Raw genomic sequence first — 25,254 nt, 5'->3', positions numbered from 1 at the left:
CCCCTCGCCGTCGAGATCACCTTGGCGACCGACCCGGACGAGAACGTGCGGTCCGCCTTCCTCATGATGACGAGGTCGCGAACCGTCGTCCTGCTCATGGAACAGCGAGAGACCGACCCGGGCCTCCTCGACCAGCTCGCCCAGCAGAGCTACGCCAGCCCCGACCGGAAGTTCCCCCTGCCGCTCGCCGACCTCGTTCCCCGAGAACTGGACGGTCTCTACGAGCTCCTCGGTCTCGACGACCGGGCCGTCGCGCTCGCGAAAGCCCGCTGGGCACGAGCGCAGGAACGCGACGAGCGCATCACGGTCGGCGATGCGCTCCGCGAGATCGGCGCGGTCAGCTGAGCGGCTTCGCGTACCAGCGGTCGGAGTACGGGTCGTCGTTGAACGGCGCGACCTGCACGAACCCGAGCCGCTCGTAGAGGGCACAGGCCTCGGCGAGCTCGGCCCGGGTGTCGAGCCGCAGCGACGTGATCCCGCGCGCCCGGCTGACCTCCGCGACGTGCCGCAGGAGTGCCGAACCGACACCCCGACCGCGGCAATCCGGCAGCGTGAAAACCTTCGTCAGCTCACCGACGACACCCACGAAACGCACGCCGGCACACGCGACCACCGCTCCCCCGTCCGAGGCGACGACGAACAGCCCGGAGTCCCCTTGCAGGTCGTCGAAGGGCTCGTCGAGCATCGCGCGGTCGACCTCGGCCGGCGTCGCCGCCCGCCCGAACCACCGCGACGCGACCTCGGTCAGGTAGTCCCGCACGATCGCGTCGGCCCTGCCTGCGCCGGGTCGCTCCGTCTCGAAGATCATCGCGCCCCTCCGACAGGCACACCATTCAAGCCGTTCGGGGCCCGGTCGGTGACCAGCTGCGGACGGGAGGCGCGTGGCGGCCCCGCCACGGGCCTCCTGGCCGTCACGTGGTCGCGATCGCGAGCCGCACCCGGCTCAGCGGGACGCCGTCGCCTCACGCGCGGCGGCTTCCGCCGCGACCCAGGCGAGCATGCCGCACTTGACCCGCATGACGAACTTCGAGACGCCGTGGAAGGCGATGAGGTCCTCTAGGACGTCCTCGTCGGGCTCGCCGACGCCGCGGGAGCGCATCATCGTGCGGAACTCGTCGGTCAGTGCGAGGAGCTCCGGGACCGTGCGGCCCACGGCCATGTCGGTGAGGACCGATGCCGAGGCCATCGAGATCGAGCAGCCGTCGCCCTGCCAGGCGAGACCGGCGATGCGGTCGGTGCCCGGTTCGAGGCGGATGCGGACGGTGATCTCGTCGCCGCACGTGGGGTTGCGCTCGAAGTGCGAGGCGTCGGCGTCGGGCAGGTCGCCGTCGCCGTGCCGGGCCTTGGCGTGGTCGAGGATGACCTGCTGGTACAGGCTGTCGAGGGAGTTCATACGGTCGCTCCGAAGTAGCCGCGGACCTCGCCGACGGCCGCGATGAACCGGTCCACGTCGTGCTCGGTCGTGTAGACGTAGGTGCTCGCGCGGCTGGTGGCGACCAGGCCGAGTCGGCGGTGCAGGGGTTGGGCGCAGTGGTGCCCCGAGCGGACGGCGATGCCCTGCGCGTCGAGGTACTGCGACACGTCGTGGGCGTGCACACCGTCGACGTCGAACGACACCAGGCCCGATCGCGGGACGCCGACCGGCGGACCGACCACGCGGATGCCGGGGACGGCGGCCAGGCCGTCGAGCATGCGCCGGGCGAGGTGCTCCTCGTGCGCGCGGACACGCTCCATGCCGATGCCCTGCAGGTAGCGGACGGCCTCGGCCAGGGCGACGGCCTGCGAGACGGGCTGCGTGCCGGCCTCGAACCGCTCGGGTGCCGGCATGAACTCCGACGCCTCCATGGTCACGGTGGTGATCATGGACCCGCCGGTGCGGAACGGGGGCAGCGCGTTCAACAGCTCGCTGCGGCCCCAGAGCACGCCGATGCCGTTCGGACCGAGCATCTTGTGCCCGGAGAACGCGGCGAAGTCGACGCCGAGCTGCTGCACGTCGAGCGGCCGGTGCGGCGCGGACTGGCAGGCGTCGAGGACGACCAGTGCGCCGCGGGCGTGGGCGAGACCGACGATCTGCTCGACGGGGGCGACCATGCCGGTGACGTTCGAGACGTGCGCGAACGCGACGACCTTGGTGTGGTCGGTGATCAGGGCCGCGGCGTCCTCGGCGGTCCAGGTGCCGTCGTCGGCGACCGGGACCCAGCGGAGCGTCGCACCGGTCAGCGCGGCGAGTTCCTGCCACGGCACGAGGTTCGCGTGGTGCTCGGCCTCGGTGACCAGGATCTCGTCGTCCGGTCCGATGCGGAAGCGAGCGGCGTCGACCCCGCCGCGGCCACGGCTGGCGTTCGCGATGCCGTAGGCAACGAGGTTGAGGGCGTCGGTGGCGTTCGCGGTCCACACGACCTCGCTCGGACCGGCAGCGCCGATGAAGTCGGCGACGGTGGCACGGGCGTCCTCGTAGGCATCGGTGCTCAGGGCCGCGAGCGTGTGCGCGCCGCGGTGCACGGCGGCGTTGTCGTGCTGGAGGAACCGGCGCTCGGCGTCGAGGACCTGGGTCGGGCGTTCCGCCGTCGCCCCGGAGTCCAGGTACGCCAACGGTTGCCCGTTCACGTCCTGCGCGAGGATCGGGAAGTCCGACTTGATCGTCTCGACCTCGGCCTCGGTGAGCGGCTGGTTCGGCGCCACGACTGTCACGTCTCGTCCTCCTGGTGTTGCTGTCCGGAGCAACCCGTCAATGGTGGCCGTTGTTCCCGGCGGCGTCCAGTCGGCACGGCAACGGCCCAGGACCACGCCGGTCCTGGGCCGTCGCACGGTGGGGCTACTCGTTGCCGATCTTCTTGTCCGCAGCGTCGCGGGCACCGTCGATCTTGTCGTCGTACTTGCCGCCGGTGGCCTTCTTGACCGCGTCGGCGACGCCCCCGAGGACCTGGTCGCTGATGTCCTCGGCCTTCTCGCTCTTCAGGGCGCCCTGGACCTTGTTGTCCTTCAGGAAGTCCTGGGCCTTCTTCGTGATGTCGTCGAACCCCGCCATGGCCTGCTCCTCAGCTCGGTGCGGAGCCCGTCGCTCCGTCATGCCGCAGATCGTAGGCCGCAGAACCGTCGTCTGTCCCGGACCGTGACGAAGTGTTCACACCATCTGTGCGCTGCGTCGACGTGCCAGGACGTACCCGACCGCGACCGCCCCGGACACCGCGAGCAGCGACGGGATGAGGATGTCGGTGCCCTCCTGGGTGAACTCGACCACCAGGACGAGCGCCGTGAACGGGGCCCGCATCGTGGTCGCCAGGAACGCCGCGGCGCCGACGAACGCGAAGGCCGCCAGGCCCGGGCCGTCAGCCGGCCAGAGCAGGAGCCACGCGCCACCGAGGCCGCCACCGATCGCCGAACCGATCGCGATCGATGGTGTCAGGGTGCCGCCGACCGCGCCGGCACCGATCGTGGCCGACGTGGTGATCGTGCGGACGACGCCGAGCAGCAGGAGCAGCACGATCGGCGCCAGGCCGGCGACGGTGTCGTCGTCGAGCGAGGCGTTCATCGCGACGATGCCCAGCGCCCGCCCGTTGCCGAGGATCTCGGGGAACGGCACCGCGATGAGCCCGACCATCGCGAACACCACCGGCAGCACGACGAGCAGGTGCCAGCCCTTGGGCGCGATGCCCTGCAGCCGGTTGGTGAGCTTCACGAACCCGACGCCCGCCAGGCCGAGGACGGGCCCGACGATGATCGCCCAGACGAGCAGTGACGGCGACATGTGCATCGCCGGCACGTGGTAGAGCACCTCGTCCGGGATCACGAGCCGGGCGACGAACGCGGCGACGGCACTCGTGGCGAACGCGGGCAGGGCCGTGGCGAAGCTGATCTCGCCGAGCAGGACCTCGACGGCGAACAGCGCACCGCCGAGCGGGACGTCGTACACCGCGGCGAGGCCCGCTGCCGCTCCGCAGGCGACCAGGATCTTCGTCTCGCGCGGGGTGAGACCGGCACGACGGGTGACGAGTTGGGAGAGCCAGGCGCCGACCTCGCGCGGGGCGACCTCCTTGCCGATCGAGGCGCCGAGCCCGACCGCCAGGATCTGCACGCCGGCGTTCGCCAGGGTCGCGAGTGCGGGCATCCGCTTGCCGCCGACCGCCGCGGTGACCGACACGATCGGACGCCCCCAGCGCCGGAGCGCCCACCAGGCGAAGCCCGTCAGGACACCGGCGGCCACGAGGGCGAGGAACCGGTTCAGCGCCGACGGTGCGTCCGCCGCCTCGAGGTGCCCACCGAAGCCGTACCCGAAGGCCACGAACTGGATGAGCTGCAGCGCGAGCCACACGGCGATGCCGGCGATGCCGCCGGAGACGCCCACCAGGGCGGTGACGACGGCGAGCTTGAGCGCCCAGACGGGGGTCGCGTGTCCGGAGCGCGGCATGTCGGAAACCCTAGCGGCTCCGATCACCGGCACCGGGCCTCCCGGTCGTCCCACCTGCCGTCAGACGGCCGTCAGACGGAACGGGACCACGCAGTCGGCGGGCATGAGCGGCGGGTGCAGGCCGACCGCGCCGAGCACCCGACCGCTGAACACCCGTGCGCCGCTCCACCAGTCCGGCCGGACGATCCCGTGCCCGTCACCGACCACGATCGGGTCGACGCGGTACGAGACGTCCGGGTCGAGGTCGCGGAAGGTGACCCGACCGGTGCCGGACGCCTCAGACCGCCCGATGCTCGCCAGGAAGAAGACGGCCTGCTGCCGGTCCGGCGTGACCGTGCCGTACACGAGCCGGGAGTCGTCGACCTCGTCCATGCGCACCAGGTCGCCGCCGTGCAGCAGCCCGCGCAGCTCCTTGTACAGCGCGATCCACTCGGCCAGCGACGCCGACTCCTCCGCCGTCGCCTCGGTGAGGTCCCACTCGATGCCCAGGTGCCCGACGAGCGCAGTGCCTGCCCGGAAGGCCAGGTCGTGGACGCGGCCCGTCGAGTGGTTCCTGCCGCTCGCGATGTGCGCGCCGAGGAGTTCCGGGGGCAGGAGCTGCTGCGTCCACCGGTGCATCTGCTGCCGCTCGAGGGGGTCGATGTCGTCGGACACCCAGACGCGGTCGGTGTGCTCGATCACGCCGAGGTCGACCCGGGCGCCGCCCGACGCGCACGACTCGATCTCGAGCGTCGGGAAGCGCTCCTTCAGGGTCGCCATCAGCCGGTACGTCGCCAGGGTCTGCTCGTGCACCGCCGCGCCGCCACCGGGGAACCCGGCCTCCACCAGGTCGCGGTTGTGGTCCCACTTGACGTACTCGATGCCGTACTCGCCGATGATCGCCGTCATCCGCTCGAGCACGTACTCGTACGCCTCGGGGATCGCCAGGGCGAGCACCTGCTGGTCGCGGGACCGCATCGGCAGTCGGCCGTCCGCCTGCATGATCCACTCCGGGTGGGCGCGGGCGAGGTCGCTGTCCTCGTTCACCATCTCGGGTTCGAACCACAGGCCGAACTCCATGCCGAGCGCCCGGACACGGTCCACGATCGGCCCGAGCCCGTCGGGCCAGACGTCCTCGTCGACGTACCAGTCGCCGAGCCCGAGGTGGTCGTTCCGGCGGCCGCGGAACCACCCGTCGTCGAGCACGTACCGCTCGACCCCGAGGGCCGCGGCGCGCTCCGCCAGGTCGGTCAGCCGGGCGAGGTCGTGGTCGAAGTACACGGCCTCCCAGACGTTGATCGTCATCGGCCGCGGCGTCGTCGGGTGCTGCGGCCGGCTCCGGAGCCACTGGTGGAAGCGTCGGGCCTGCTCGTCGAGCCCGTCACCGTGGGCGAACCACACCCACGGCCCCTCGTACGTCTCGCCCGTGCCGAGCCGGACCTCGCCCGGCAGCAGCAGTTCGCCGCCGCCGATCACCTGGCGCCCGGTCGACAGGCGTTCGGCGTGGTGCCGGTGGTTCCCGCTCCACCCGGTGTGCACGCCCCACACCTGACCGCGGGCGAAGCCGAAGCCGGGCTCCCCCACCGTCAGGACGGTCGCGGCGTCGGCACCGGTCCGGCCCTTCCGGCTCTCACGCTGGTGGGTGCCGACGACGAGTTCGCGGCGCTGCGGGGTGCGTTCCTTGCCCCACCGACCGGCGAAGTCCAGGACCTCGCGCGCACCGGACGGGATCGGCATCGCCACCGTCAGGTCGTCCACCGTGTAGACGCCGTCGGCGGTGTTCGTGACGGCAGCCCGGGCACGGACGAGTCCGGAGCCGAGCACCTCGATCGTCACGCGGACCGCGAGCCCCGCGGTGTCGTCGGCAGCCTCGGCCCTGACGGTCGTGTCGGTCACGTCGAGCGACCGCACGGTGAACGCCGGCGACCAGTCGTGGCCGTCGCGGTGTCCGGCCAGGCCGGGTCGTCCGCTCCACCCGCGGTTCGGCTCGGGCAGCACGGCGACACGGACGGGGTCGTCCATCTCGTTCTGGGCCACGGGGGCGACGTCCGCGTCGGCGAGTGCGACGAGCGCGTCGTCGTCGAGTGGCCCGAGGGCTGCTCCCCAGTGCACCACCGCGGGCAGCGCGTGGTCACGGCAGTCGAGGACGAGGGAGACGCCCCCGGCGGTCAGGTGGACGAGGTCGTACGAGGTCACGGCCCCAGTCTTCCTCAGAACCAGCGCTTGACCTTGAACACGACCCACAGGATCGCGGCGAACAGGATCATCCCCACGATCGACAGCGGGTAGCCCCAGGTCCACGTCAGCTCGGGCATGTGCGTGAAGTTCATGCCGTAGATGGCGGCGATGAGCGTCGGGGCGAACAGGATCGCCGCCCAGCCGGAGATCTTCTTCGTGTCGTCGTTCTGCTTCTGCGCCGCCAGGGTGGAGTCGACGGTCAGGGCGTTCTGCAGCAGCTGCCGGAACGTGTCCAACCGCTCCACCGTGCGGATGGCGTGGTCGAGGACGTCGCGGAACCGACGCTGCATCTCGATCGGCAGGTGGTACTTCTCGGCGCCGCGGTGCAGGTTCTCGATGATGTGGATGAGCGGGCGGGCCGCACGCTGGAAGTCGACGACCTCGCCGAACAGTTCGTAGATGCGCCGAGAGACCCCGGCCTCGCCCGCGAACAGCTGGTCCTCGATCTGGTTGATGTCCTCTTCCAGCCCGTCGATCACCGGCACGTAGCCGTCGACGATCGTGTCCATCAGCGCCCAGAGCTGCGCCTGCGGTCCGACCGTCACCAGGCCGGGCTTGCCGCTCATCCGCTGCAGCGCTCGCGGGACGGTCGGCTTGCCGCGTGGGTCGGCCTTCACCACGACGAGGAAGAAGTCCTCTCCGACGAAGGCGTGCACCTCGCCGAACGCCACCTCTTCCTGCCCGTCGTTGTAGAGCGCGGGCTTGAGGACCACGAAGAGCGTCGAGCCGTACCGCTCGAGCTTCGGCCGCTGGTGCCCCTCGGCGGAGTCCTCGACCGCGAGCTCGTGCAGGCCGAGGGCGACCGCGACGTCGCCGAGCTCCTGCGCGTCCGGTTGGTACAGCACGATGCACGCGCTCGCGCCCTGCTCGTCGAGCATCCGGAAGGTGTCGTCCAGCGACGGACTCGCCATCGGGGCGATCCGGTCGACGTACACGGTGTTCATCTCGACGCTCACGCGACCACCGTACGCAGGTGACCGGCTTTCGGACGGGAGGCCCGTGGCGGGCCCGCCACGCGCCTCCAGTCCGCCGTCCCCCACAGGCTGAACGCACGCTGCGCGCCCGACAGGACCGCCCGCCTACGGTTCAGGTCATCAGCATGCTGACGAAGGGAACGGTCATGAAGAGGATCTGGAAGCGCATCGCAGTCGCCGTGAGTGCCGTCGTCGCGGTGGTCGGGGCGTTCGTCGGGTCCGGCGCGGCCGGCGGGACGCCGATCCAAGACGCTGCCGGCGGAGCACTGTCCGCGTCGTCGACCGCCATCGCACCGGACGGCCCGGCGTTCTCGATCTGGAGCGTCGTCTACGTCGGCCTCATCGCCTACGCCATCCGCCAGCTCTTCCGCACGTCGGACGATGACCGGCACGCGAAGCTGGCGGTGCCGGCGATCCTGTCCCTGCTGCTCAACGCGGCGTGGATCCTGTCGGTGCAGTTCGGGTTCCTGTGGGCGAGCGAGCCGATCATCGTGGCCCTGCTCGCGGTGCTGGTGTGGACGTTCACGATCCTGCGACGGACGAAGCCCTCCGGCGTCGTCGAGGCGATCGTCACCGACGGCACGTTCGGCCTCTACCTCGGGTGGGTGTGCGTCGCGACGGCAGCGAACACGGCCGCGGTGCTGACGGCAGCGGGCTTCCGGGGCTTCGACCTCGGGCAGGACGTCTGGGGTGTGCTCGTCGCAGCGGTGGCCGGGCTCGTCGGGCTGCTGCTGGCGGTGTGGGGTCGGGGTCGCCTGGCGCCGATGCTGTCCCTGGCCTGGGGTCTGGCGTGGGTGGCGGTCGCGCGGCTCGACGGTCCGCTGGTGTCGACGCCGACCGCCGTGGCCGCGGTGGTCGCAGCCGCCGCGGTCGTGGTGGTGACGGTCGCCGTACGGGCGCGTGCGGGCTGGTCCGGCGCGCGTGGCCTGGCGGCGCGCACGGCGTGACAGCGGGCCGGGGCGGGGCGGCCCGGGGCGGTCTGTCCCGGTCTGTCCCGGTCTGTCCCGGTCTGTGCCGGCAAACCGACACTTCTCGCGGCGCCGATCCGGTCCGTGCCGCCAAAGCGACAGTCTGCCGCGGATGTTCCGCGGCAGACTGTCGCTTTCGCGGGCCGGGGGCCGGGGGCCGGGGGCCGGGGCCCGGGGCCCGGCCCGGCGCGACGCAGCCGGGGCCTACCGCGCGGACGCCACCAAACCGTGCGCGGCCGCCACGGCCTCGTTCGTGACCTGGCCGGCGTGCACGTTCAGGCCGAGGGCGAGCGACGGGTCGGCGGCCAGCGCGGCCTCCCACCCGCGGTCGGCGATCGCGACGGCGTACGGCAGCGTCGCGTTCGTCAGCGAGATCGTGCTCGTGCGCGGGACGGCACCGGGCATGTTCGCCACGCAGTAGTACACGGTGTCGTGCACCGCGAACGTCGGGTCGTCGTGGGTGGTCGGGTGCGAGCCCTCGAAGCAGCCGCCCTGGTCGATCGCGATGTCGACGAGTACCGATCCCGGCCGCATGTCCGCGACCATGGCGTCGGTGACGAGCTTCGGCGCGGACGCCCCGGGGATGAGCACGGAACCGATCACCAGGTCGGCGTCCCTGAGTTCTGCAGCGATGGCGTGCGCCGACGACCGCAGCGTCGTGATCCGCCCGTCGAACCGGGCGTCGAGCGCGCGCAGCCGCGGCAGGCTGATGTCGAAGACCGTCACGTCGGCCCCCATGCCGAGCGCCATCGTCGCCGCGTGCTCGCCCGCGACCCCGCCGCCGATGACGACGACACGACCCTTCGGCGTGCCGGGCACCCCACCGAGCAGCAGTCCGCGTCCGCCGTTCGTGCGCATCAGGTTGTAGGCGCCGACCTGGGCGGACAGCCGTCCGGCGACCTCGGACATCGGCGACAGCAGGGGCAGCGAGCGGTCCGGCAGCTGCACGGTCTCGTAGGCGATCGCGGTGGCTCCGGAGTCGATGAGTGCATCGGTCAGCGGGCGGTCGGCCGCCAGGTGCAGGTACGTGAAGAGCACCTGGCCCGGACGGATGAGCGGGTACTCGGACGCCACCGGCTCCTTGACCTTCAGGATCAGCTCGGCGCGCGCCCAGACCTCGTCCGCGGTGTCGACGATCTCGGCGCCCGCGGTGCGGTACTCGTCGTCGGGGAACGCCGACCCGGTGCCGGCGCCGGCCTGCACCAGGACCTGGTGGCCGTGCAGCGCCAGCTCCGCGACACCCGCTGGGGTGGCCGCCACGCGGTACTCGTTGTTCTTGATCTCGGTGGGGACGCCGATGCGCATCGCAGACTCCTTCGTGGGTGGTGCTCTCGTCCACACCATTCAGCGCCGGATTCGTTGCGGTGACGTTACGGCCGAAGATCCGGACGACGCACGGCGCATCCGTGCGATGAGATTCGGCGATCAGTCGCTCAGAAGACCTTGCCCGGGTTCAGGATGCCTGCCGGGTCGAACACCCGTCGGATCCCCCGCTGCAGCTCGAGCACGTCGTCGCCGAGCTCGTCACCGATCCACCGACGCTTCAACACCCCCACGCCGTGCTCGCCGGTCAGTGTCCCGCCCAACTCGATCGCGGCACGGAACATCGCATCAGCGGCGTCCCAGACGTGAGCCGGCACCTCGTCGCCGTCGAAGACGAAGTTCGGGTGCAGGTTGCCGTCGCCGGCGTGCGCCACGGTCGGGATCGGGACACCGTGTTCGCGACCGATCTCCTCCACGCGGGCGAACATCTCGGCGAGCCGGCTGCGCGGCACGGCGACGTCCTCGATGAGCACCCGGCCTCGCGACTCCATCGCGGCGTGGAAGGACCGGCGGATCGTCAGCAGGCGCTCGCGTTCCGCCGCCGACCCGGCCAGGTGCACGGTTCCGCCCTCGGCCTGGAGGCGCGGCACGGCTCCCAGCGCGGCCTCGGTCGCGCCCGGACCGTCGAACTCCACGAGCAGGAAGACCCCGCCCGCCGCGGTGCTCCCCACCGTCTCGACGATCACCTCGGATCCGAGGTACGCCGCGATCCCCTCGAGGGCGAGGGCGTCCAGCAGCTCGACCGTCGACGGCCGGTCCACTCCCGCCACCACGGCCGCTGCCGCCGCGGCGGCCTGCTGCACCGACGGGTAGACGGCCCCGAGCGTCGCGGGCTCACCCGCCGGGATCGGGACGAGTCGGACCGTCGCGCCGACGATGACGCCGAGCGTGCCCTCGGACCCGACGAGCAGCGCCGTCAGGTCGAGACCGGTCACGCCCTTGACGGTGCGGTGGCCGGTCGACACGAGCCGGCCGTCCGCCAGCACGACGTCGAGCCCGAGCACGGCCTCGCGCGTGACGCCGTACTTCACGCACCGCAGACCACCGGCGTTCGTGGCGATGTTCCCGCCGACGCTCGCGATCGCCGCGCTCGCGGGGTCCGGTGCGAAGCGCAGCCCGTGCTCGGCGACGGCGGCGTTCAGCGCACCGTTGAGCACCCCGGGTTCGACGACGGCGAGTTCGTCCTCGACGGACACCTCGACGATGCGGTCCATCCGCGCGACGCTGAGGACCACCGTGCCCTCGGTGCCGTTCGCGCCACCCGCCAGACCGGTGCCGGCGCCGCGCGGGACGACGGGGACGCCCAGGGCCGAGCAGGTCCGGAGTGTCGCCTGCACGTGTTCGACGGTGCGGGCCTCGACGACGGCGACCGGACCGCCGGGTGCGATCCAGCCGGACTTGTCGGTCCGCGCGGCGTCGAGCACGCCCGGTTCGGTCCGGACGACGGTGCCGTCGGGGTCCTGCAGTGCGGAGCGGAGCGCGGTGACGACGGTGTCCATGTCGTCACGCTACCGCCGCCGGGTGGACTCCCCGGCTCGGTGCCCCGCGGCGGTCAGCGCGTGCGGAGCGACTCGCTCGGCAGCTCGCCGAAGCGGGCACGGTACGTCGCCGAGAACCGCCCGAGGTGCCCGAAGCCCCACGACCGGGCGATCTCGGCCACCGAGGTCTCGTCGCGCGCACCCCCGAGCAGGTCCGCCCGCGCACCGTCGAGCCGCACCTCGCGCAGCAGGTCGCCGGGCGTCTGGTCGAGGTGCCGTCGCAGGGACTGCTGCAGCCCGCGCGGGCTGAGCCCCGCCGCCGCGGCGATCTCGGGTGTGCCGATGGGTTCGCGGGCGTGCTCGTGCACGAAGTCGAGCGCCCGGCGGACGCGGCCGTGCTCCGGACCGCCGCCGGCCACGGTCGAGCGCCAGCGATCGCGCTGCGGGAACGCACGGATCGCAGCGGTCGCGAAGGCCTCGGCGATGTCGCGCTGCGCGATCGGGTCGAGGTCGTGGTCCACGTCGAGCCACGTCGACGAGTGCGTCCGGACCACGTCCTGCCACGCGGCCGTGCCCGCAGCCGTCGGGCGCTGCATCGGCTCGAAGGCGAAGTCGTCCTCGCCGACCAGCGCCCGGACGAAGTCGCGGTCCAGGTGCACGAGGTTCAGCGCGATGTCGCGGTGGTGCAGGGAGTACGGCTCGGCGAACGGCAGCACGACGGGCACGCCGGCTTCGAGCGCCCAGGTCTCGCCGCCGCAGGTGATCCGGCTGGAGCCACTCCGCATCCAGGCCACCAGGAACTCGTCGTCGACCTGGCTCTCGCTGCGCAGGTCGACCATGAACCGCGACGACCGCAGCGACATCCGGTCGTCGCCGACTCCGGCGAAGTCCCAGTGCGCGGTGGGGCGGGTGCGCCGGACCGCGGGCGCCCGGAAGTCGTAGTCGCGCCCGAAGAACGCGAGCGCCTGGTCGACGTCCGTGCCGACCACGCGACGGGAGTACCGGCCGCCCGGTCGGTCCATCGAGATCACCATGGCCGAGACCGTACCCGGCACCCCCGACAGAACCGGGTCACATCCTGACTCAGGGCTGCAGGATCGCCTGCCCGACGCTCTCGTCCAGGATCAGGTCCGTGACGAGCCCGGACGCCAGCGCACCCCGCAACGACGCGGCCTTCGAGCGGCCCGCGACGACGCACACCCGACGGGGCGCGCGCTTGATGGTGTCGAGGTCCGGCCCGCCGGCGCGCGCGTTCACGCCGATGTCCCGCCACGACCCGTCGGCCCGGTAGAACACCGTCGAGACGTCCCCGACGACCTGGGCCTTCGTGAGCTCGTCGCGGTCCGCGGGGTCGAGGTAGCCGCCGGAGTACACGTGCGACGGCACCGGGGCCTGCGGGGCGCCCACACCGAACACCACCAGGTCCATCCGCTCGTGCAGGTCGAGCACACGGCGGATCGACCGCTCGCGGAACAGCGCCTCCTTCGTGGCGGGGTCGTCGAAGAACGCGGGCACCGGGAACTGCTGCACGAACGCGCCGTACGCCTCGCCGAACCGCCGCAGGATCTCCGAGGCGTAGACGATGCCCGTGGTCCGTGTGTTCGCGGCGCCGTTGATCTGCACGATCGTCGAGCCGTGCGTGGTCTTCGGCACGAGGTACCGGCTGACCGCGCTCACCGTCGAGCCCCACGAGATCCCGATCACCATGTTCGACTCGACGTACTGCGTCAGGATCCGGGCGGCGGACAGGGCGACCCGTTCCAGGCGGTCGACGTCGCTCGTGTGGTCCGGCACCGGGACGACGTGCGCGTGCACGCCGAACCGCGAGCGGATGCTGCGGCTCAGCGCGGCCGCCTGGTCGAGGGGTGAGCGGATCTGGATGTCGACGAGGCCGGTGTCCCTGGCGTACTTCAGCAGGCGCGACACCGAGGAGCGCGAGGTGGCGAGTTCGTCCGCGATGGCGTCCATCGTCAGGTCCTGCAGGTAGTACAGGTGGGCGGCGCGCAGCGCCTGCTGCGTGCGCATGGGCTGAGCCGCATCGCTCATGGTGCTCCGTTCTGTCGAACGCAACCATGCACGGACGTGCACGGCATCTGCAACCCCTGTCGCGCCTCCCGGCCCCCGGATCGGAGCGCACGACACGTGTGCTGCACGTTCGTGCATGCAAGTTGCCCGACCTCCCAAACCGGCGCACGATCGATCCTGACCACGAGAACCGACGAAGGAAGCGACGAACCATGTCGAAGAAGACACAGCCCCGGAACACGGTGACCGCCCTCACCGAGCGCCCGAACGCGCAGGTCCTCGTCGTCGGCGGCGGCATCAACGGCATCGCCACGTTCCGCGACCTCGCGCTGCAGGGCGTCGACGTCGCCCTGGTCGAGCGCGGCGACTACGCCTCCGGTGCGTCCGCCGCGTCGAGCCACATGATCCACGGCGGCATCCGCTACCTCGAGAACGGCGAGTTCCGCCTGGTGCGCGAGAGCGTCCAGGAGCGCAACGGCCTCATCCGCATCGCCCCGCACTACGTCAAGCCGCTGCAGACCACGATGCCGATCTTCTCGACGTTCTCCGGCATCATGAACGCCCCGCTGCGCATGCTGACGCACAAGCAGCGCTCCACCAAGGAGCGCGGCGCGATGCTCATCAAGATCGGCATGACGATCTACGACTCCTTCTCGCGCGACGGCGGCTCCGTCCCGAAGCACGTCTTCCGCACCAAGAAGGCCGCGCTCGAGGACATGCCCGCCCTCAACAAGGACCTGAAGTACACCGGCACCTACTACGACGCGAGCGTGCACGAGCCCGAGCGCCTGGCCCTCGACGTCCTCAAGGACGGCATCGCCGCAGGCACCGGGACCGGCTCCGCCGGGACCGCCCGCGCGACGAACTACGTCGAGGCAGCCGGCACCCGCGACGGCGGCGTGCTGCTGCGCGACCGCGAGACCGGCGAGGAGTTCGTGTTCACCGCCGAGGTCGTCATCAACGCATCCGGCCCCTGGACCGACCTGACGAACGAGGCGTTCGGCGGCGAGACGAAGTTCATGGGCGGCACGAAGGGCTCGCACATCGTCGTCCAGAACGACGAGCTGCTCGAGGCCACCAAGGGCCGCGAGCTGTTCTTCGAGAACGACGACGGACGCATCGTCCTCATCTACCCGCTCAAGGGCCGGGTCCTCATCGGCACGACCGACATCGACGCCGACCCCTCGAAGCCGGTCACGACCACCGACGAGGAGATCGACTACTTCTTCGGGCTCGTGAAGCACGTGTTCCCGCAGATCGACGTCACCCGCGACCACATCGTCTACAGCTACTCCGGCATCCGCCCGCTCCCCCGCCACGAGGACACCGCCCCCGGCTTCGTCTCGCGTGACTACCGGATCGTGGACACCCAGATCGCCGGGCTGCCGAAGTCGACCGTGCTGTCGCTCGTCGGCGGCAAGTGGACGACGTTCCGCGCCCTCGCCGCGCACCTGTCGACCGAGGCCACCACGAAGCTCGGGATGACCCGCAAGGTCGACACCACCGGCATGGCGATCGGCGGTGGCAAGGAGTTCCCGACCACCGACGCGCAGCGCGCCCTGTGGATCACCTCGCACCGTGACGGTCTGGACGAGTCCCTGGTCGAAGGCCTGCTGGAGCGCTACGGCACCCGTGCCGCCGAGGTCGTGGACGTCCTGACCGACGGCCCCGTCGAGGCGCTCGAGTCCGACCCGTCGCTCACCCGCGCCGAGGTCGCGTACTTCGCCGAGCACGAGCAGGCCGTCCACCTGGTCGACGTGGTGCTGCGCCGCACGAACCTGGCGTTCGTCGGCGGTGTCACGATCGACCTGCTCGACGAGCTGGCCGACGTGCTCGCCGGGGCGCTCGACTGGACGCCCGAGGAGCGCGCGGACGAGGTCCAGCGCACGCTCGACGTGCTGCGCGAGGCGCACCGTGTGATCGTGCCGCTGACGTCCGCAACGGCACAGGCGTCGGCGTCGCAGCTCGCGTAGTCGACGCGACCGCATTCAGACGGGAGGCCCGGTACCAGCTGGTACCGGGCCTCTTCTGCCAGCCCTCATTCGCAGTTCTTACTCGTCGAATCCGAGCTTCTTTCTCCCATTCTTTTTCCGCCGCGCTATTATCGAGTTTTCTAGCGGCCTGAGCCATTCGAGTATTGACCCAGGGAAGAACTGCGGCACGAGCCCCAGAATAGCCAGCCCAGCCATGACACTCGCAAATATTAGATTGTGTTCTATCTCATTTCCCACAAACGACTTCAAAGCAATCACGAACGCAATTATCACGATGGATGCAAACACGAGCGACAAGCCTATTCTCACCGAGACTCGAGTTGTCTTAGCAACTCTTGAATCCAGGGTGCTCAACTGTTTCCGCTTGAGCTCAGCAGCCTGCTTCTCGCTCTCTGCCAGGCGAGCATTCATGCTGGCAAGATCCGCTTCGACCCTTTTGCGCGCATCCGCTTCTTCCGCTGCGGCCTGAGCATACTCAATGGACGCAACAGCTGCAGTCGCGTGAGCGACCTCGAACTTTTCAACCAGTGCCTTGAGTGGGGTTTCAATACCACTTCTGACGCGATCCAGAACGTGAAGCGGGAGGTCTGCAGTCATCAGCTCCCCGTCCCCGAGCGTCTCGTCCATAAGAGCTTCGCGAGCCACCGTCGTCGCACGCAGCACGGCGGCCTCATCAGCACTAACCTCAGCCCGAGCCTCGAGTCGATTAATCTCCTCGAGGTATTTCGCCCACAACGTCTGATTAGGTTGCATCGACGCGTAGGCGGTAGCTAGGAGCTGCTCTCTCGGCACTTCATCTTCCATCGATGCACTACGCACCCAGAGAATCGCCGCCGCCGCAGTGTCGTGTAGAGCGAGGGGAAACTTGGCCCTTCGGTCTGTGGCGCTAAACTCGCGCGCGGCTCTCACGAGGGCGCTATTAGATGTCACGAATATTGCTTTGGCTCGTTCAAACTTCTGCGGAACACTGCCCTCGCGAAGTCGGTGAATTGCGGAGAGAGAATCAACGTCATACAGCCGCGTCGCGGCCTCTCGATACCGAACAACTTCCTGCAACTGGTTATCAAGCCGCGCTTCATCGAGACCAAACGTCGCGTAATTTGCTGGCTTACCCACGACGGATAGTCCGAGTTCTGCTATTCTCTCCTCGAGAGACTCCTCGATCTCCATAACATCTACTGCAGAGTAACCGCTCTCAACAAAGTGTAGGTAGACGGCGCTAGTCGACATCGATCGGGACCCTGCCCGCAGAGAAGACTGTGCGCCGTTCAGGATTCCCCTTATTTCCTTCATCGAGTGAGTGAAGAGAAGTGATTGAGCACCTTGCGATTGGGCCAGTTTAATCGTCTGAGTGGCGGCACGTTGCAGAACTTCCCCGGCGAACCCGAGGGCATTGATGACCACCGGAGTATCAAAATAGATCTGAAGACCAACCAGCGAGTCCTTGAAGCCGGAGGTATCCATTTCGAGTACCGCAGCGAGGATTGCTCCCTTCGAAGCCTCGACAACGTAGTTGAATCGCCCCTGGTCGATCTCAGCAAGCTCGGCAACGAAGCCGGATATGAGGTAATCGAAGCCTGCCCGGCTTTCGATTTTCAAAGGAGCACCCTTGATGCTACGACTCAAAAGCGGGACAGCGTGCTGCTCGAAGTACGACTGCAAAGCCGCTCCGACATCCTGTGTCAGAATTTCCATATGCTCAGGAAACTTCTTAGCGACGAATTCTCGGAAATGATACTCAAGCTCCGCCTGCTGTGCTCTATAACCAGTGGCTAGCTCCTGGATTGCAGGCGCTCGGCTATGGCCCTCCGCTGTCACGGTATAGCAATCCTGCGCCGCTTCTTCCGTCAACTTCTGCTTTCGCATTCTACGTAGAAGCTGACCGACCACAAGGTCGGGGATTGCGATCCCGTACTCTGAGCGAATCTGCTCGGCTATCTCATCCCGCTGCAGAAAGCGTGGGTGACTCGCCGCGAGCGCATCGAGCACAAACCCTACAAAATTGTCTAAATAGCTCCCGGAATTTGCATTATAGTTAGCGCGCAGCACTGCGTAGCCCACGAGGGAACTGGTCACTGGGTCATCCTTCTTCATGCGTGGAGTAATTCTCACACATCACGTCACCCTGAGCGACCGCTTCCGACGCGGAAACGCCGCAGTTACCCCTATCTGGGGGCTATGTGTCAGCGTCGCGGGGCAGCGAACCGTCGGGATTTCCTCCGGAGTCAACGGTCGAGCCGCCGCGAGCCATCGATCGGTTTGGGACAGTTTCGCCCGCGCGTCAGTAGCGCTCGCCGGTCGGGTCCAGCGCGGTGCGGTCGATGAGCTGGTCACCACCGATCGGCTCGCCCTCCCAGTCGACCAGGTGCCAGCCGTCGGCGAAGGACCCCTCGAGCTCGACGATGCCGGTGTTCTCCAGGTGGCGCTTGGTGCCGAAGTGGTCAGGGGTGTTGTCGGCGGCCGCGCTCGCCCAGGTACGGATCGCCGCACCGTGACTCACCGCCGCCGCCACGCCGACGCCGGTGGCCTCGATCTGCCGCACGGCGTCGTCGTACCGCTCGAAGAACTCGAGCCCGCTCTCCGCCCCGGGCATCCGGGTCGTGCGGTCCCCGCCGGACCAGCCGTGCACCGTCGAGATGTACAGCTGCACGGACACCGTGTCGCTCTTGCCCTGGGTGTCCCCGGCCTCGATCTCACGCAGACCGGGCAGCACGACGGGCTCGAGCCCGAGCGACGCCGCCAGGGGTGCCGCGGTGATCTGCGTCCGGACCATGGTGGAGGCGAAGAGCCGCTCGATCCCCCGGTCGGCCAGGGCTGCCGGCAGGGCATCCGCCTGCTGCTGGCCGAGCTCGGTCAGGCCGGGTCCGGGCACCACGGCGTCGAGGACACCGTTCACGTTCGCGGGGGTCTGGCCGTGGCGGATGAGCAGCAGTCGCATGGATCCACCCTACGGACCACCGCCGACGTCAGCCCTGGCGGGTGTTCCAGCGGGGGTTCTGCTTGTTGATGACGTAGGCCCGGCCGCGGCGACGGACGACCTGCGAGCCGGGGATCTTCTTCAGTGCCTTGAGCGAGTTGCGGACCTTCATGGTTCTCCTCCGTCGGCGCTCTCTTGTTGAGAACGGTTTTCAGGTAGGGTACCCGACATGCGTGCTGCTGCCATCACCCTCGTCACCGCCCTCCACGAGGCCGACGCCGACCGCGTCGCCGCCCGGATCACCACCGGGCACCGGATGCACGTGGACGGGAGCGCGTTCGCAGCGGCCCGCGCGGTCGCCGAGCGGGCTGACCACCTCGACCGCGCCTGCGGCCCCGACGCCGACCACGGCCTCGTCGTCACCCTGCGACCCGGCTCCGACGCCCGCGCCGTGGGCATGATGCTCGCGAACGCCGCCCGGAGCGAGACCGGCGACGACCGGGTGCTCCGACACGTGGTCGGGGTGCTGCGCGCCGACGACGTCGCCCACCTGCTGTGGTCCGACGTCGACGACGCGTTCGTGGCCGCCGACCGGGTGGCGTCCCTCGTCGAGTACGCGACCGTCATCGCGCTCGACCGTCTCGCGCCACTCTCCCTGCGCCGCCGTCGCGCACTGGTCGCGCTGCTGCACCGGCTCGCGCCACAGGCCGTGATCGTGGCGCTGCCCGCACTCCGGACCGCGCGCGACCTGCCCGCGTCGAACGGCGGGGCCGCTCGGGTCCTTGCCTCGGGCGCCGGGTGGATGCGCGCCCTGTCGAGCGGAGCCGACACCGGCCGGGACGCCCGCGACGACCTGGTCGCGATGCGCTACCGGGAGCCGCTGCCGTTCCACCCCGGGCGACTGGCCACCGTGATCGAGCGGGACCTGGCCGCCGGTAGCTCGGGCCGGGTGCTCCGCTCGAAGGGGTTCTTCCGGCTGGCGTCACGCCCGGACCACGTCGGCTCGTGGTCAAGCTTCGGGGCGATGCTCGCGCTCGACCCCACCGCGAACCCGTCGTGGGACGCCGACGCCCCGATCGGGCAGGCGCTGTGGTTCGTCGGCGAGCGGCTCGACGTGCGGGCGATCGAACGTGCCCTCGACGGGGCGCTGCTCACGCCGCTGGAGCTGCTGGCCGGGCCGGACCTGTGGCGCGGGTGGGCGGACCCGTTCCCCGTGTGGCCGGCGGTGGACCCGGCGTCGGAGCACCGGCACGAGTGAGGCGAGTGCGGCTGGGGCGCGTCCGTGCGTGCGCATCTTCCGACAGAACACGAGTCGATCGACGCGTGGATCGTCGCACCATGCGGACGCATCCGGTGCGTGCGCATCTTCCGACAGAACACGAGTCGATCGACGCGTGGATCGTCGCAGCATGCGCACGCACAGACGGGAGGCGCGGTGCAGGTCGGACCTGCACCGCGCCTCCCGTCCGTGGTCACGTCGCGAGCGCCCCCAGGGTCAGCGCGTCGGCACGGCCTCGGCTTCGGCGGCGTCGCCCGCGGCCCGGGCGGCAGCGTCCTGCGCGGCGAACGGCAGGTCTCCCAGGTCCAGGTTCGGGTTCGTGTCCTGCGTGAGCACGAGCTCCTTCGCCTCGGCCTCGGTCTCCACTGCCGGCATCGAACCCGGCAGCGGACGGCGCGAGGACTCCTTCATGCAGAAGACGCCGATCGCACCGACCACGCTCATCGCCATCAGGAAGTACGCGGGAGCGAGCTCGTCCCCGGTCACGGTCAGCAGCGCCTGCACGATCAGGGGCGTGGTCCCACCGAAGACCGCGATGGCGATGTTGTAGGCGAAGCCCATGCCGCCGTACCGCGTCGAGGTCGGGAACAGCGCCGGCAGCGACGCAGCCTGGTTCGAGACCCACAGCGCGGTCATCAGTGCGAGCAGCCCGAGTCCGGCCAGCGTGGACCACTGCGCACCGTGCCCGATCAGCATGAACGCCGGCACGACGAGCACCACGGTCGTCGCGGCACCGATCCACATCACGACGCGTCGACCGAGCTTGTCGGACAGCTTGCCGGTGAGCGGGAGCATGACCGCCAGGAGCAGGAGCACCGGGATCGTCAGCAGTGTGCCGTCGAGCGGCGAGTACCCGAGCGAGTCGGTCAGGTAGGTCGGCATGTACGAGGTCAGGGCGTACCCGACGGTGTTCGACGCCGCGACGAGCATGATCGCGATGACGATCGGCCGCCAGTGGTCTCGGACCATCACGAGCACGTTCGCGGGACGCTCCCCGTCGAAGGACGCGCGGGTCTCGGACGCGGCCTCCTGCGCGGCCTGGGTCGCCTGGAACACCGGCGACTCCTCGATGCGCAGACGGAACCAGATCGCGACGACGCCGATCACACCGGCCGCCAGGAACGGGAAGCGCCAGCCGTAGGCGACCATCGCGTCCTCGCCGAGGGTGATCTGCAGCACCGAGACCACGGTCGCTCCGAGCGCGAAGCCCAGGTAGCTGCCGAAGTCCAGGATGCTCGCGAAGAACCCGCGGCGACGGTCCGGGGCGTACTCGGTCACGAAGGTCGTCGCGCCGGCGTACTCACCGCCGGTGGAGAACCCCTGCGCCAGCTTCAGCACGACCAGCACGATCGGTGCGAACACCCCGATCGTCGCGTAGGCGGGCAGCGCTCCGATGAGGAACGTCGACGCCGCCATCATGATGAGCGTCGTCGCGAGCACCTTCTGGCGCCCGATGCGGTCGCCGAGACGGCCGAAGACGATGCCGCCGAGCGGACGGGCGATGTACGTCGCAGCGAAGACACCGAGGCTGAACAGGATCTGCACGGCGGGCTCGGCGGTCGGCAGGAAGACCTTCCCCATCGTGACCGCCAGGTAGCCGTAGACGCCGACGTCGTACCACTCCATCGTGTTGCCGACGACCATGCCGCTCACCGCGCGGCGCATCATGCTCTTGTCGACCACGGTGACGTCGCTCTCGCGCAGACGTCGGTGCGGCCGGGTCGGGGTATGGCTGGGATCGGAGCCCATGTCTCTCCTCGAGGATCGTGACGAGCCGGCAGGGACCGGCTCGGGCCGGTGGAGACCGGCTCAGGAACAGCGAGCGACGTTACCGAGCGACCGAAATGTCATTGGCCGGTGATTCCCAGGCAGCGGCGTGTCACCCGAACGGGGGGAGGGCCCGATCCGCATGCGTCTGCGGATCCGCCAGGCTGAGTAACGAGGACATAACATCGGCGCATGGCGATCGAACCCGAGACGAAGAGCTGGACCTGGGTCATCGAGGGCACCTGCCCCGAGTGCGGCTACGACGGCACCACGGTGTCGATCCGCGACGTGCCGGGGATCATCGACGCGAACACGACCGCGTGGCCGACCGAACTCGGCCGGGATGACGTGCGCGAGCGTCCCGACGACCACACCTGGTCGGCACTCGAGTACGGCGCTCACGTGCGCGACGTGCACCGGAAGATGACCGAGCGGCTCGCCCTGATGCTCACAGAGGACGCCCCGACGTTCCCGAACTGGGACCAGGACGCCACGGCGGTCCAGGACCGGTACGGCGAGCAGGACCCGGCCGTCGTCGTCCGGGAGCTCGGCGAGGCCGCGCACCGGGCAGCGCGGGCGTTCGACGAGGTCCGTGACGACCAGCTCCAGCGCACGGGGCTGCGGTCGGACGGCAGCGCCTTCACCGTCGCGAGCCTCGCGACGTACTACGCGCACGACCCCGTCCACCACCTGTGGGACGTGCGGCGCACGCACTAGGTTCGGGCGTACCTGCCGGAATCGGGCGTACCTGCCACGAAGAAACGACCAGGTATGCCCGAAAGCGCCTTCCATCGCGCCCGTTCTGGGAAGGAACGCGCACCTGCCAGGCGTCGAGCAGACCGCTCAGGCGAGCGCGTCGAGCAGGGCGCGGGCCGTCGCGGCGTCCGACACCAACTCGTTGACGAGCCCTCCGCGCACGGCGCCGACGATGCTGCCGACCTTGGCGCTGCCGACGGCGACGCCGACGGCGTGCGGCACACCGGACAGGACCTCGCGTGAGGTCCGGACCATCCGGTCGCTGCCGGGGAACTCGATGGGCGAACCGTCCGCGGCGTAGAAGTTGAGGCAGACGTCACCGGCGGCGTGGTCGAACGCGGCGTCCTCGACGGGGACGCCCCGCGCCAGGGCGTCGCGCGTCGGGGTCGGCGCCCCGATGCCGAGGATCGCGCCCTTCGCCCGGCCCCAGAGCCCGACGACGTGCTGGAAGGCCGGGTCCTCGTCGAGCGAGGACCGCATCGCGGGCGACGGCAGCGCCTGCGCGAACAGGAAGGCGGGGATCGCTCCGGAGTGCTCCGCAGCGGTCCGGGTGATCTCGTTCGTCTGGAACCACGGCATCGGGTCGGCCTGCCCGCCAACCGTCGGGACGAGCTGCACGCCGGGCAGGCTCGGCATGCCGGCGTGTGCGACGTCGTACACGGTGCGGCCCGACGACATCAGGACGGCGTCACCCGGGACGAGTCCCATGCCCTCGACCGCAGCGGCCAGGGGCGCGGCGAGGTCGGCGCCGAGCGTGGCGGTGTGCGTGACGGCGGCCAGGTGCACCGCTCGGATGCCGAGCACGACCTGCAGCCGTTCGGCGAGCGCGACGGTCTCGTCCTGGAACGGGTCGACGACCTCGATGCGGACGAGTCCGGCCTTGCGCGCCTCGGCCACGAGCCGCGACACCGTCGGACGCGAGACACCGAGGCGCGAGGCGATCTCGACCTGGGTGGCGTCCTCGAGGTAGTACATCCGCGCCGCCTGGTAGACGGTGTCGAGCGGGAACCGGGTCCGGGCACCCTCGGCGGCAGGGTTCTCGGCGGACATGCGCCGATCGTATCCCCGGCACACCTCAGCGGATCGTGAACCCGCCGTCCACCCGGAGGTCGGCGCCGTTCACCATCGCGCTCGACTCCCCCGCCAGGAACAGCACCGCGGCGGCGATCTCGTCCGGGGTGGCGAAGCGGCCGGTGGGGATCTCGTCCTGGTGCCGGATGCCGTTCTCGTTCGCCCACGCGGCACGGCCGAGGTCGGTGAGGACGACGGTCGGCGACACGGTGTTGACGGTGACGCCGCGACCGCCCCACTCGAGCGCGAGCACACGGGTGAGTCCGATGACGCCCGCCTTCGAGGCGCAGTAGGCGGCGTGCCCGTCGATGCCGACGTGCGCGGCCTGCGAGGCGATGTTCACCACGCGCCCGTACCCGGCGGCGAGCATGTGCCGACCGACGGCCTGGGCGACGCGGAAGGTGCCGGTCAGGTTGACGTCGATCGTCCTCGACCAGGTCTCGGCGGACAGTTCGTCCGCCGGAGCGAGTGCGGCGATCCCGGCGCAGTTGACGAGCACGTCGATGCGGCCGAAGTGCGCGATGACGTCGGCGACGGTGCGCGCCACGGACGTCTCGTCCGTCACGTCGCAGCCGAACCCGGCATGGAGGCCCGCGGCCGGCAGGTCGGCCGCCGCCGTCGTGGCGCCGTCCGCACGGACGTCGACGATCGCGACCCGCGCACCCCGTGCGGCGAGTGCCCGGGCGATGGCGTGCCCGATGCCGGAGGCGCCGCCGGTCACCACTGCGGTGCGGCCGGTGAAGTCGTTCGTCAGGTCGACGGTGTCCGGGCCCGGGCGCAGGGCTGCGGCGAAGTCGGTGGTGGTGCTGGTCGTCATGTTCGCTCCTTTGCGTCGGGTCGAACCTAGCAGAAATTGTGTTCTGGACAAACGTTCTGCGAGGTGTACAGTCGTCGCCGAAGCCATCCAACGAAGGAGCAGCGCATGTCGACGACGACCGAGAACGCGGCCACGACCGCCACCACGACCATCCCCACGACGATGCGAGCCGTCGTCGTCCACGGCCCGGGCGACTACCGGCTCGAGGAACGCCCCGTGCCGACGCCCGGCCCCGGCGAGCTCCTGCTCCGCACCGACGCCGTCGGCATCTGCGCGAGCGACCTGAAGTGCTACCACGGCGCCGCGAAGTTCTGGGGTGACGAGAACCGCGCCGCCTGGGCCGAGACGGACCGCATCCCCGGGCACGAGTTCGTCGGCACGATCGTGTCCGGCGACGACGACACCCTGGCGAAGCGGAAGGTCTCACTCGGCGACCGCATCGCGTGCGAGCAGATCGTGCCGTGCTGGGAGTGCCGCTACTGCCTCGAAGGCGCGTACTGGATGTGCAACGTCCACGACATGTTCGGCTTCAAGGGCTACGACGGCGCGATGGCCGAGTACGTGCTCGTCCCCGCCAAGGCCCTGACCCACCCCGTGTCGAGCGCCCTGCCCGGTCAGGTCGCCGCGTTCGCCGAGCCGCTGTCCTGCGCGTTCCACGCCGTCGAGCGGGGCGACATCAAGTTCGGCGACACCGTCGTGATCGCCGGCGCCGGACCGATCGGCCTCTCCGCCATCGCCGGTGCTCGACAGAAGAACCCGCTCCGGATCATCGCGCTCGACGTGGTCGAGGCGAAGCTCGAGCTGGCACGCAAGGTCGGCGCGGACCTGACGATCAACATCGCCGAGGACGACGCCGTCGCCCGGGTCAAGGAACTGACCGACGGCTACGGCGCCGACGTCTACATCGAGGCGACCGGCCACCCGTCGGCGGTGCCCCAGGGCCTCAACCTGCTGCGCAAGCTCGGCACCTTCGTCGAGTACTCGGTGTTCAAGGACGCCGTCTCCGTCGACTGGTCGATCATCTCGGACGACAAGGAGCTCGACGTCCGGGGCGCCCACCTCGGCCCGCACACCTGGCCGGCGGCGATCAAGCTGCTCGAGGCCGAGACCCTGCCGATGTCGGAGATCTGCACGCACCAGTTCCCGCTCGAGCGGTTCCAAGAGGCCCTCGACCTGGTCGGCGACTCCGCCGGCGCGAGCGTCAAGGTCTCGATCCTCCCGTCCCTGCAGGCCTGAGCCCGCCGACCCCTGGAGTCAGCA

At 70.1% G+C, this 25,254-nt stretch carries 23 protein-coding genes; 6 read left to right on the top strand and 17 right to left on the bottom strand.

Annotated elements, in window-relative coordinates; genetic code table 11:
* Positions 1-21 precede the first annotated feature (21 nt).
* The gene (locus tag ITJ69_RS04885; protein ID WP_194672163.1) at positions 22-345 is read left to right on the top strand and encodes a hypothetical protein; all 324 of its coding nucleotides are present in this window, start codon (positions 22-24) and stop codon (positions 343-345) included.
* Here ITJ69_RS04885 and ITJ69_RS04880 read toward each other — a convergent pair.
* The 7 genes from ITJ69_RS04880 to ITJ69_RS04850 form a co-directional block, all read right to left on the bottom strand.
* Positions 338-808, bottom strand: a complete 471-nt coding sequence (locus ITJ69_RS04880) for a GNAT family N-acetyltransferase (RefSeq protein WP_194672162.1) — start codon at positions 806-808, stop codon at positions 338-340. The two genes, ITJ69_RS04885 and ITJ69_RS04880, sit on opposite strands and share 8 nt — an antisense overlap.
* Before the next feature lie 135 nt (positions 809-943).
* A complete protein-coding gene (gene sufU, locus ITJ69_RS04875; protein WP_131921813.1) occupies positions 944-1,393 on the bottom strand; it encodes a Fe-S cluster assembly sulfur transfer protein SufU in 450 nt (149 codons plus the stop codon).
* A complete protein-coding gene (locus ITJ69_RS04870; protein ID WP_194672241.1) occupies positions 1,390-2,682 on the bottom strand; it encodes an aminotransferase class V-fold PLP-dependent enzyme in 1,293 nt (430 codons plus the stop codon). The genes sufU and ITJ69_RS04870 overlap by 4 nt, the downstream gene beginning before the upstream one ends.
* Before the next feature lie 133 nt (positions 2,683-2,815).
* Positions 2,816-3,070, bottom strand: a complete 255-nt coding sequence (locus ITJ69_RS04865; RefSeq protein WP_416354925.1) for an antitoxin — start codon at positions 3,068-3,070, stop codon at positions 2,816-2,818.
* Positions 3,071-3,124: 54 nt separating this feature from the next.
* Entirely contained in the window at positions 3,125-4,408 is a 1,284-nt protein-coding gene (locus ITJ69_RS04860) for a chloride channel protein (protein WP_123338757.1), read from the bottom strand.
* A 60-nt stretch (positions 4,409-4,468) separates the two neighbouring features.
* On the bottom strand, positions 4,469-6,583 hold the full coding sequence (locus ITJ69_RS04855) for an alpha-galactosidase (protein WP_194672161.1): 2,115 nt from the start codon (positions 6,581-6,583) through the stop codon (positions 4,469-4,471).
* Positions 6,584-6,597: 14 nt separating this feature from the next.
* Positions 6,598-7,581, bottom strand: coding sequence for a magnesium and cobalt transport protein CorA (locus ITJ69_RS04850; protein WP_307860976.1), 984 nt, complete (start codon positions 7,579-7,581; stop codon positions 6,598-6,600).
* A 164-nt stretch (positions 7,582-7,745) separates the two neighbouring features.
* Here ITJ69_RS04850 and ITJ69_RS04845 point away from each other — a divergent pair, with 164 nt between their 5' ends.
* Positions 7,746-8,546: a tryptophan-rich sensory protein gene (locus tag ITJ69_RS04845; RefSeq protein ID WP_123292320.1), complete on the top strand. Its 801-nt coding sequence runs from the start codon at positions 7,746-7,748 to the stop codon at positions 8,544-8,546.
* Positions 8,547-8,771: 225 nt separating this feature from the next.
* Here ITJ69_RS04845 and ald read toward each other — a convergent pair whose 3' ends face one another.
* The 4 genes from ald to ITJ69_RS04825 all read right to left on the bottom strand — a co-directional run bounded on the left by ald (position 8,772) and on the right by ITJ69_RS04825 (position 13,414).
* Entirely contained in the window at positions 8,772-9,872 is a 1,101-nt protein-coding gene (gene ald, locus ITJ69_RS04840; protein ID WP_194672160.1) for an alanine dehydrogenase, read from the bottom strand.
* A 128-nt stretch (positions 9,873-10,000) separates the two neighbouring features.
* Positions 10,001-11,389 (bottom strand): FAD-binding oxidoreductase, encoded by a 1,389-nt coding sequence (locus ITJ69_RS04835; RefSeq protein WP_194672159.1) that lies wholly within the window; start codon positions 11,387-11,389, stop codon positions 10,001-10,003.
* A 53-nt stretch (positions 11,390-11,442) separates the two neighbouring features.
* Positions 11,443-12,402, bottom strand: coding sequence for a helix-turn-helix transcriptional regulator (locus ITJ69_RS04830; RefSeq protein ID WP_133937936.1), 960 nt, complete (start codon positions 12,400-12,402; stop codon positions 11,443-11,445).
* Positions 12,403-12,451: 49 nt separating this feature from the next.
* On the bottom strand, positions 12,452-13,414 hold the full coding sequence (locus ITJ69_RS04825) for a sugar-binding transcriptional regulator (RefSeq protein WP_165901120.1): 963 nt from the start codon (positions 13,412-13,414) through the stop codon (positions 12,452-12,454).
* Positions 13,415-13,605: 191 nt separating this feature from the next.
* Between ITJ69_RS04825 and ITJ69_RS04820 the strand changes: the two genes are divergently transcribed.
* Complete coding sequence (locus tag ITJ69_RS04820; protein ID WP_194672158.1) at positions 13,606-15,366, top strand: glycerol-3-phosphate dehydrogenase/oxidase; 1,761 nt, start codon at positions 13,606-13,608, stop codon at positions 15,364-15,366.
* A gap of 78 nt (positions 15,367-15,444) precedes the next feature.
* On the opposite strand, the gene ITJ69_RS04815 is transcribed toward ITJ69_RS04820, so the two are convergent.
* From ITJ69_RS04815 to ykgO, 3 genes are all read right to left on the bottom strand, one after another.
* Positions 15,445-17,481 carry a hypothetical protein gene (locus ITJ69_RS04815; protein ID WP_194672157.1) on the bottom strand — a complete coding sequence of 679 codons (2,037 nt, stop codon included), beginning with the start codon at positions 17,479-17,481 and terminating at the stop codon, positions 15,445-15,447.
* Between the two features lie 187 nt (positions 17,482-17,668).
* A complete protein-coding gene (locus tag ITJ69_RS04810; protein ID WP_194672156.1) occupies positions 17,669-18,325 on the bottom strand; it encodes a histidine phosphatase family protein in 657 nt (218 codons plus the stop codon).
* A gap of 28 nt (positions 18,326-18,353) precedes the next feature.
* Entirely contained in the window at positions 18,354-18,476 is a 123-nt protein-coding gene (gene ykgO / locus ITJ69_RS04805) for a type B 50S ribosomal protein L36 (RefSeq protein WP_131879438.1), read from the bottom strand.
* Positions 18,477-18,533: 57 nt separating this feature from the next.
* Between ykgO and ITJ69_RS04800 the strand changes: the two genes are divergently transcribed.
* On the top strand, positions 18,534-19,562 hold the full coding sequence (locus ITJ69_RS04800) for a GTP-binding protein (protein ID WP_194672155.1): 1,029 nt from the start codon (positions 18,534-18,536) through the stop codon (positions 19,560-19,562).
* Positions 19,563-19,799: 237 nt separating this feature from the next.
* On the opposite strand, the gene ITJ69_RS04795 is transcribed toward ITJ69_RS04800, so the two are convergent.
* Positions 19,800-21,332, bottom strand: a complete 1,533-nt coding sequence (locus ITJ69_RS04795; protein ID WP_123938534.1) for an MFS transporter — start codon at positions 21,330-21,332, stop codon at positions 19,800-19,802.
* 210 nt (positions 21,333-21,542) lie between these two features.
* Here ITJ69_RS04795 and ITJ69_RS04790 point away from each other — a divergent pair, with 210 nt between their 5' ends.
* On the top strand, positions 21,543-22,067 hold the full coding sequence (locus tag ITJ69_RS04790; RefSeq protein WP_194672154.1) for a DinB family protein: 525 nt from the start codon (positions 21,543-21,545) through the stop codon (positions 22,065-22,067).
* 126 nt (positions 22,068-22,193) lie between these two features.
* Here ITJ69_RS04790 and ITJ69_RS04785 read toward each other — a convergent pair whose 3' ends face one another.
* Together ITJ69_RS04785 and ITJ69_RS04780 are read right to left on the bottom strand one after the other, a co-directional pair.
* Entirely contained in the window at positions 22,194-23,156 is a 963-nt protein-coding gene (locus ITJ69_RS04785; RefSeq protein WP_111084401.1) for a sugar-binding transcriptional regulator, read from the bottom strand.
* Between the two features lie 25 nt (positions 23,157-23,181).
* Complete coding sequence (locus tag ITJ69_RS04780) at positions 23,182-23,994, bottom strand: GolD/DthD family dehydrogenase (protein WP_132099999.1); 813 nt, start codon at positions 23,992-23,994, stop codon at positions 23,182-23,184.
* A 105-nt stretch (positions 23,995-24,099) separates the two neighbouring features.
* On the opposite strand from ITJ69_RS04780, the gene ITJ69_RS04775 reads away from it, so the two are divergent.
* Positions 24,100-25,230 carry a zinc-binding dehydrogenase gene (locus ITJ69_RS04775; RefSeq protein ID WP_123672438.1) on the top strand — a complete coding sequence of 377 codons (1,131 nt, stop codon included), beginning with the start codon at positions 24,100-24,102 and terminating at the stop codon, positions 25,228-25,230.
* Positions 25,231-25,254: the final 24 nt, after the last annotated feature.

It is taken from the genome of Curtobacterium sp. VKM Ac-2887, assembly GCF_015350935.1.
Taxonomy (GTDB): domain Bacteria; phylum Actinomycetota; class Actinomycetes; order Actinomycetales; family Microbacteriaceae; genus Curtobacterium.
The sequence above is the reverse complement of the archived record's forward strand: the minus strand, read 5'-3'. Positions and strand labels throughout refer to the sequence as shown.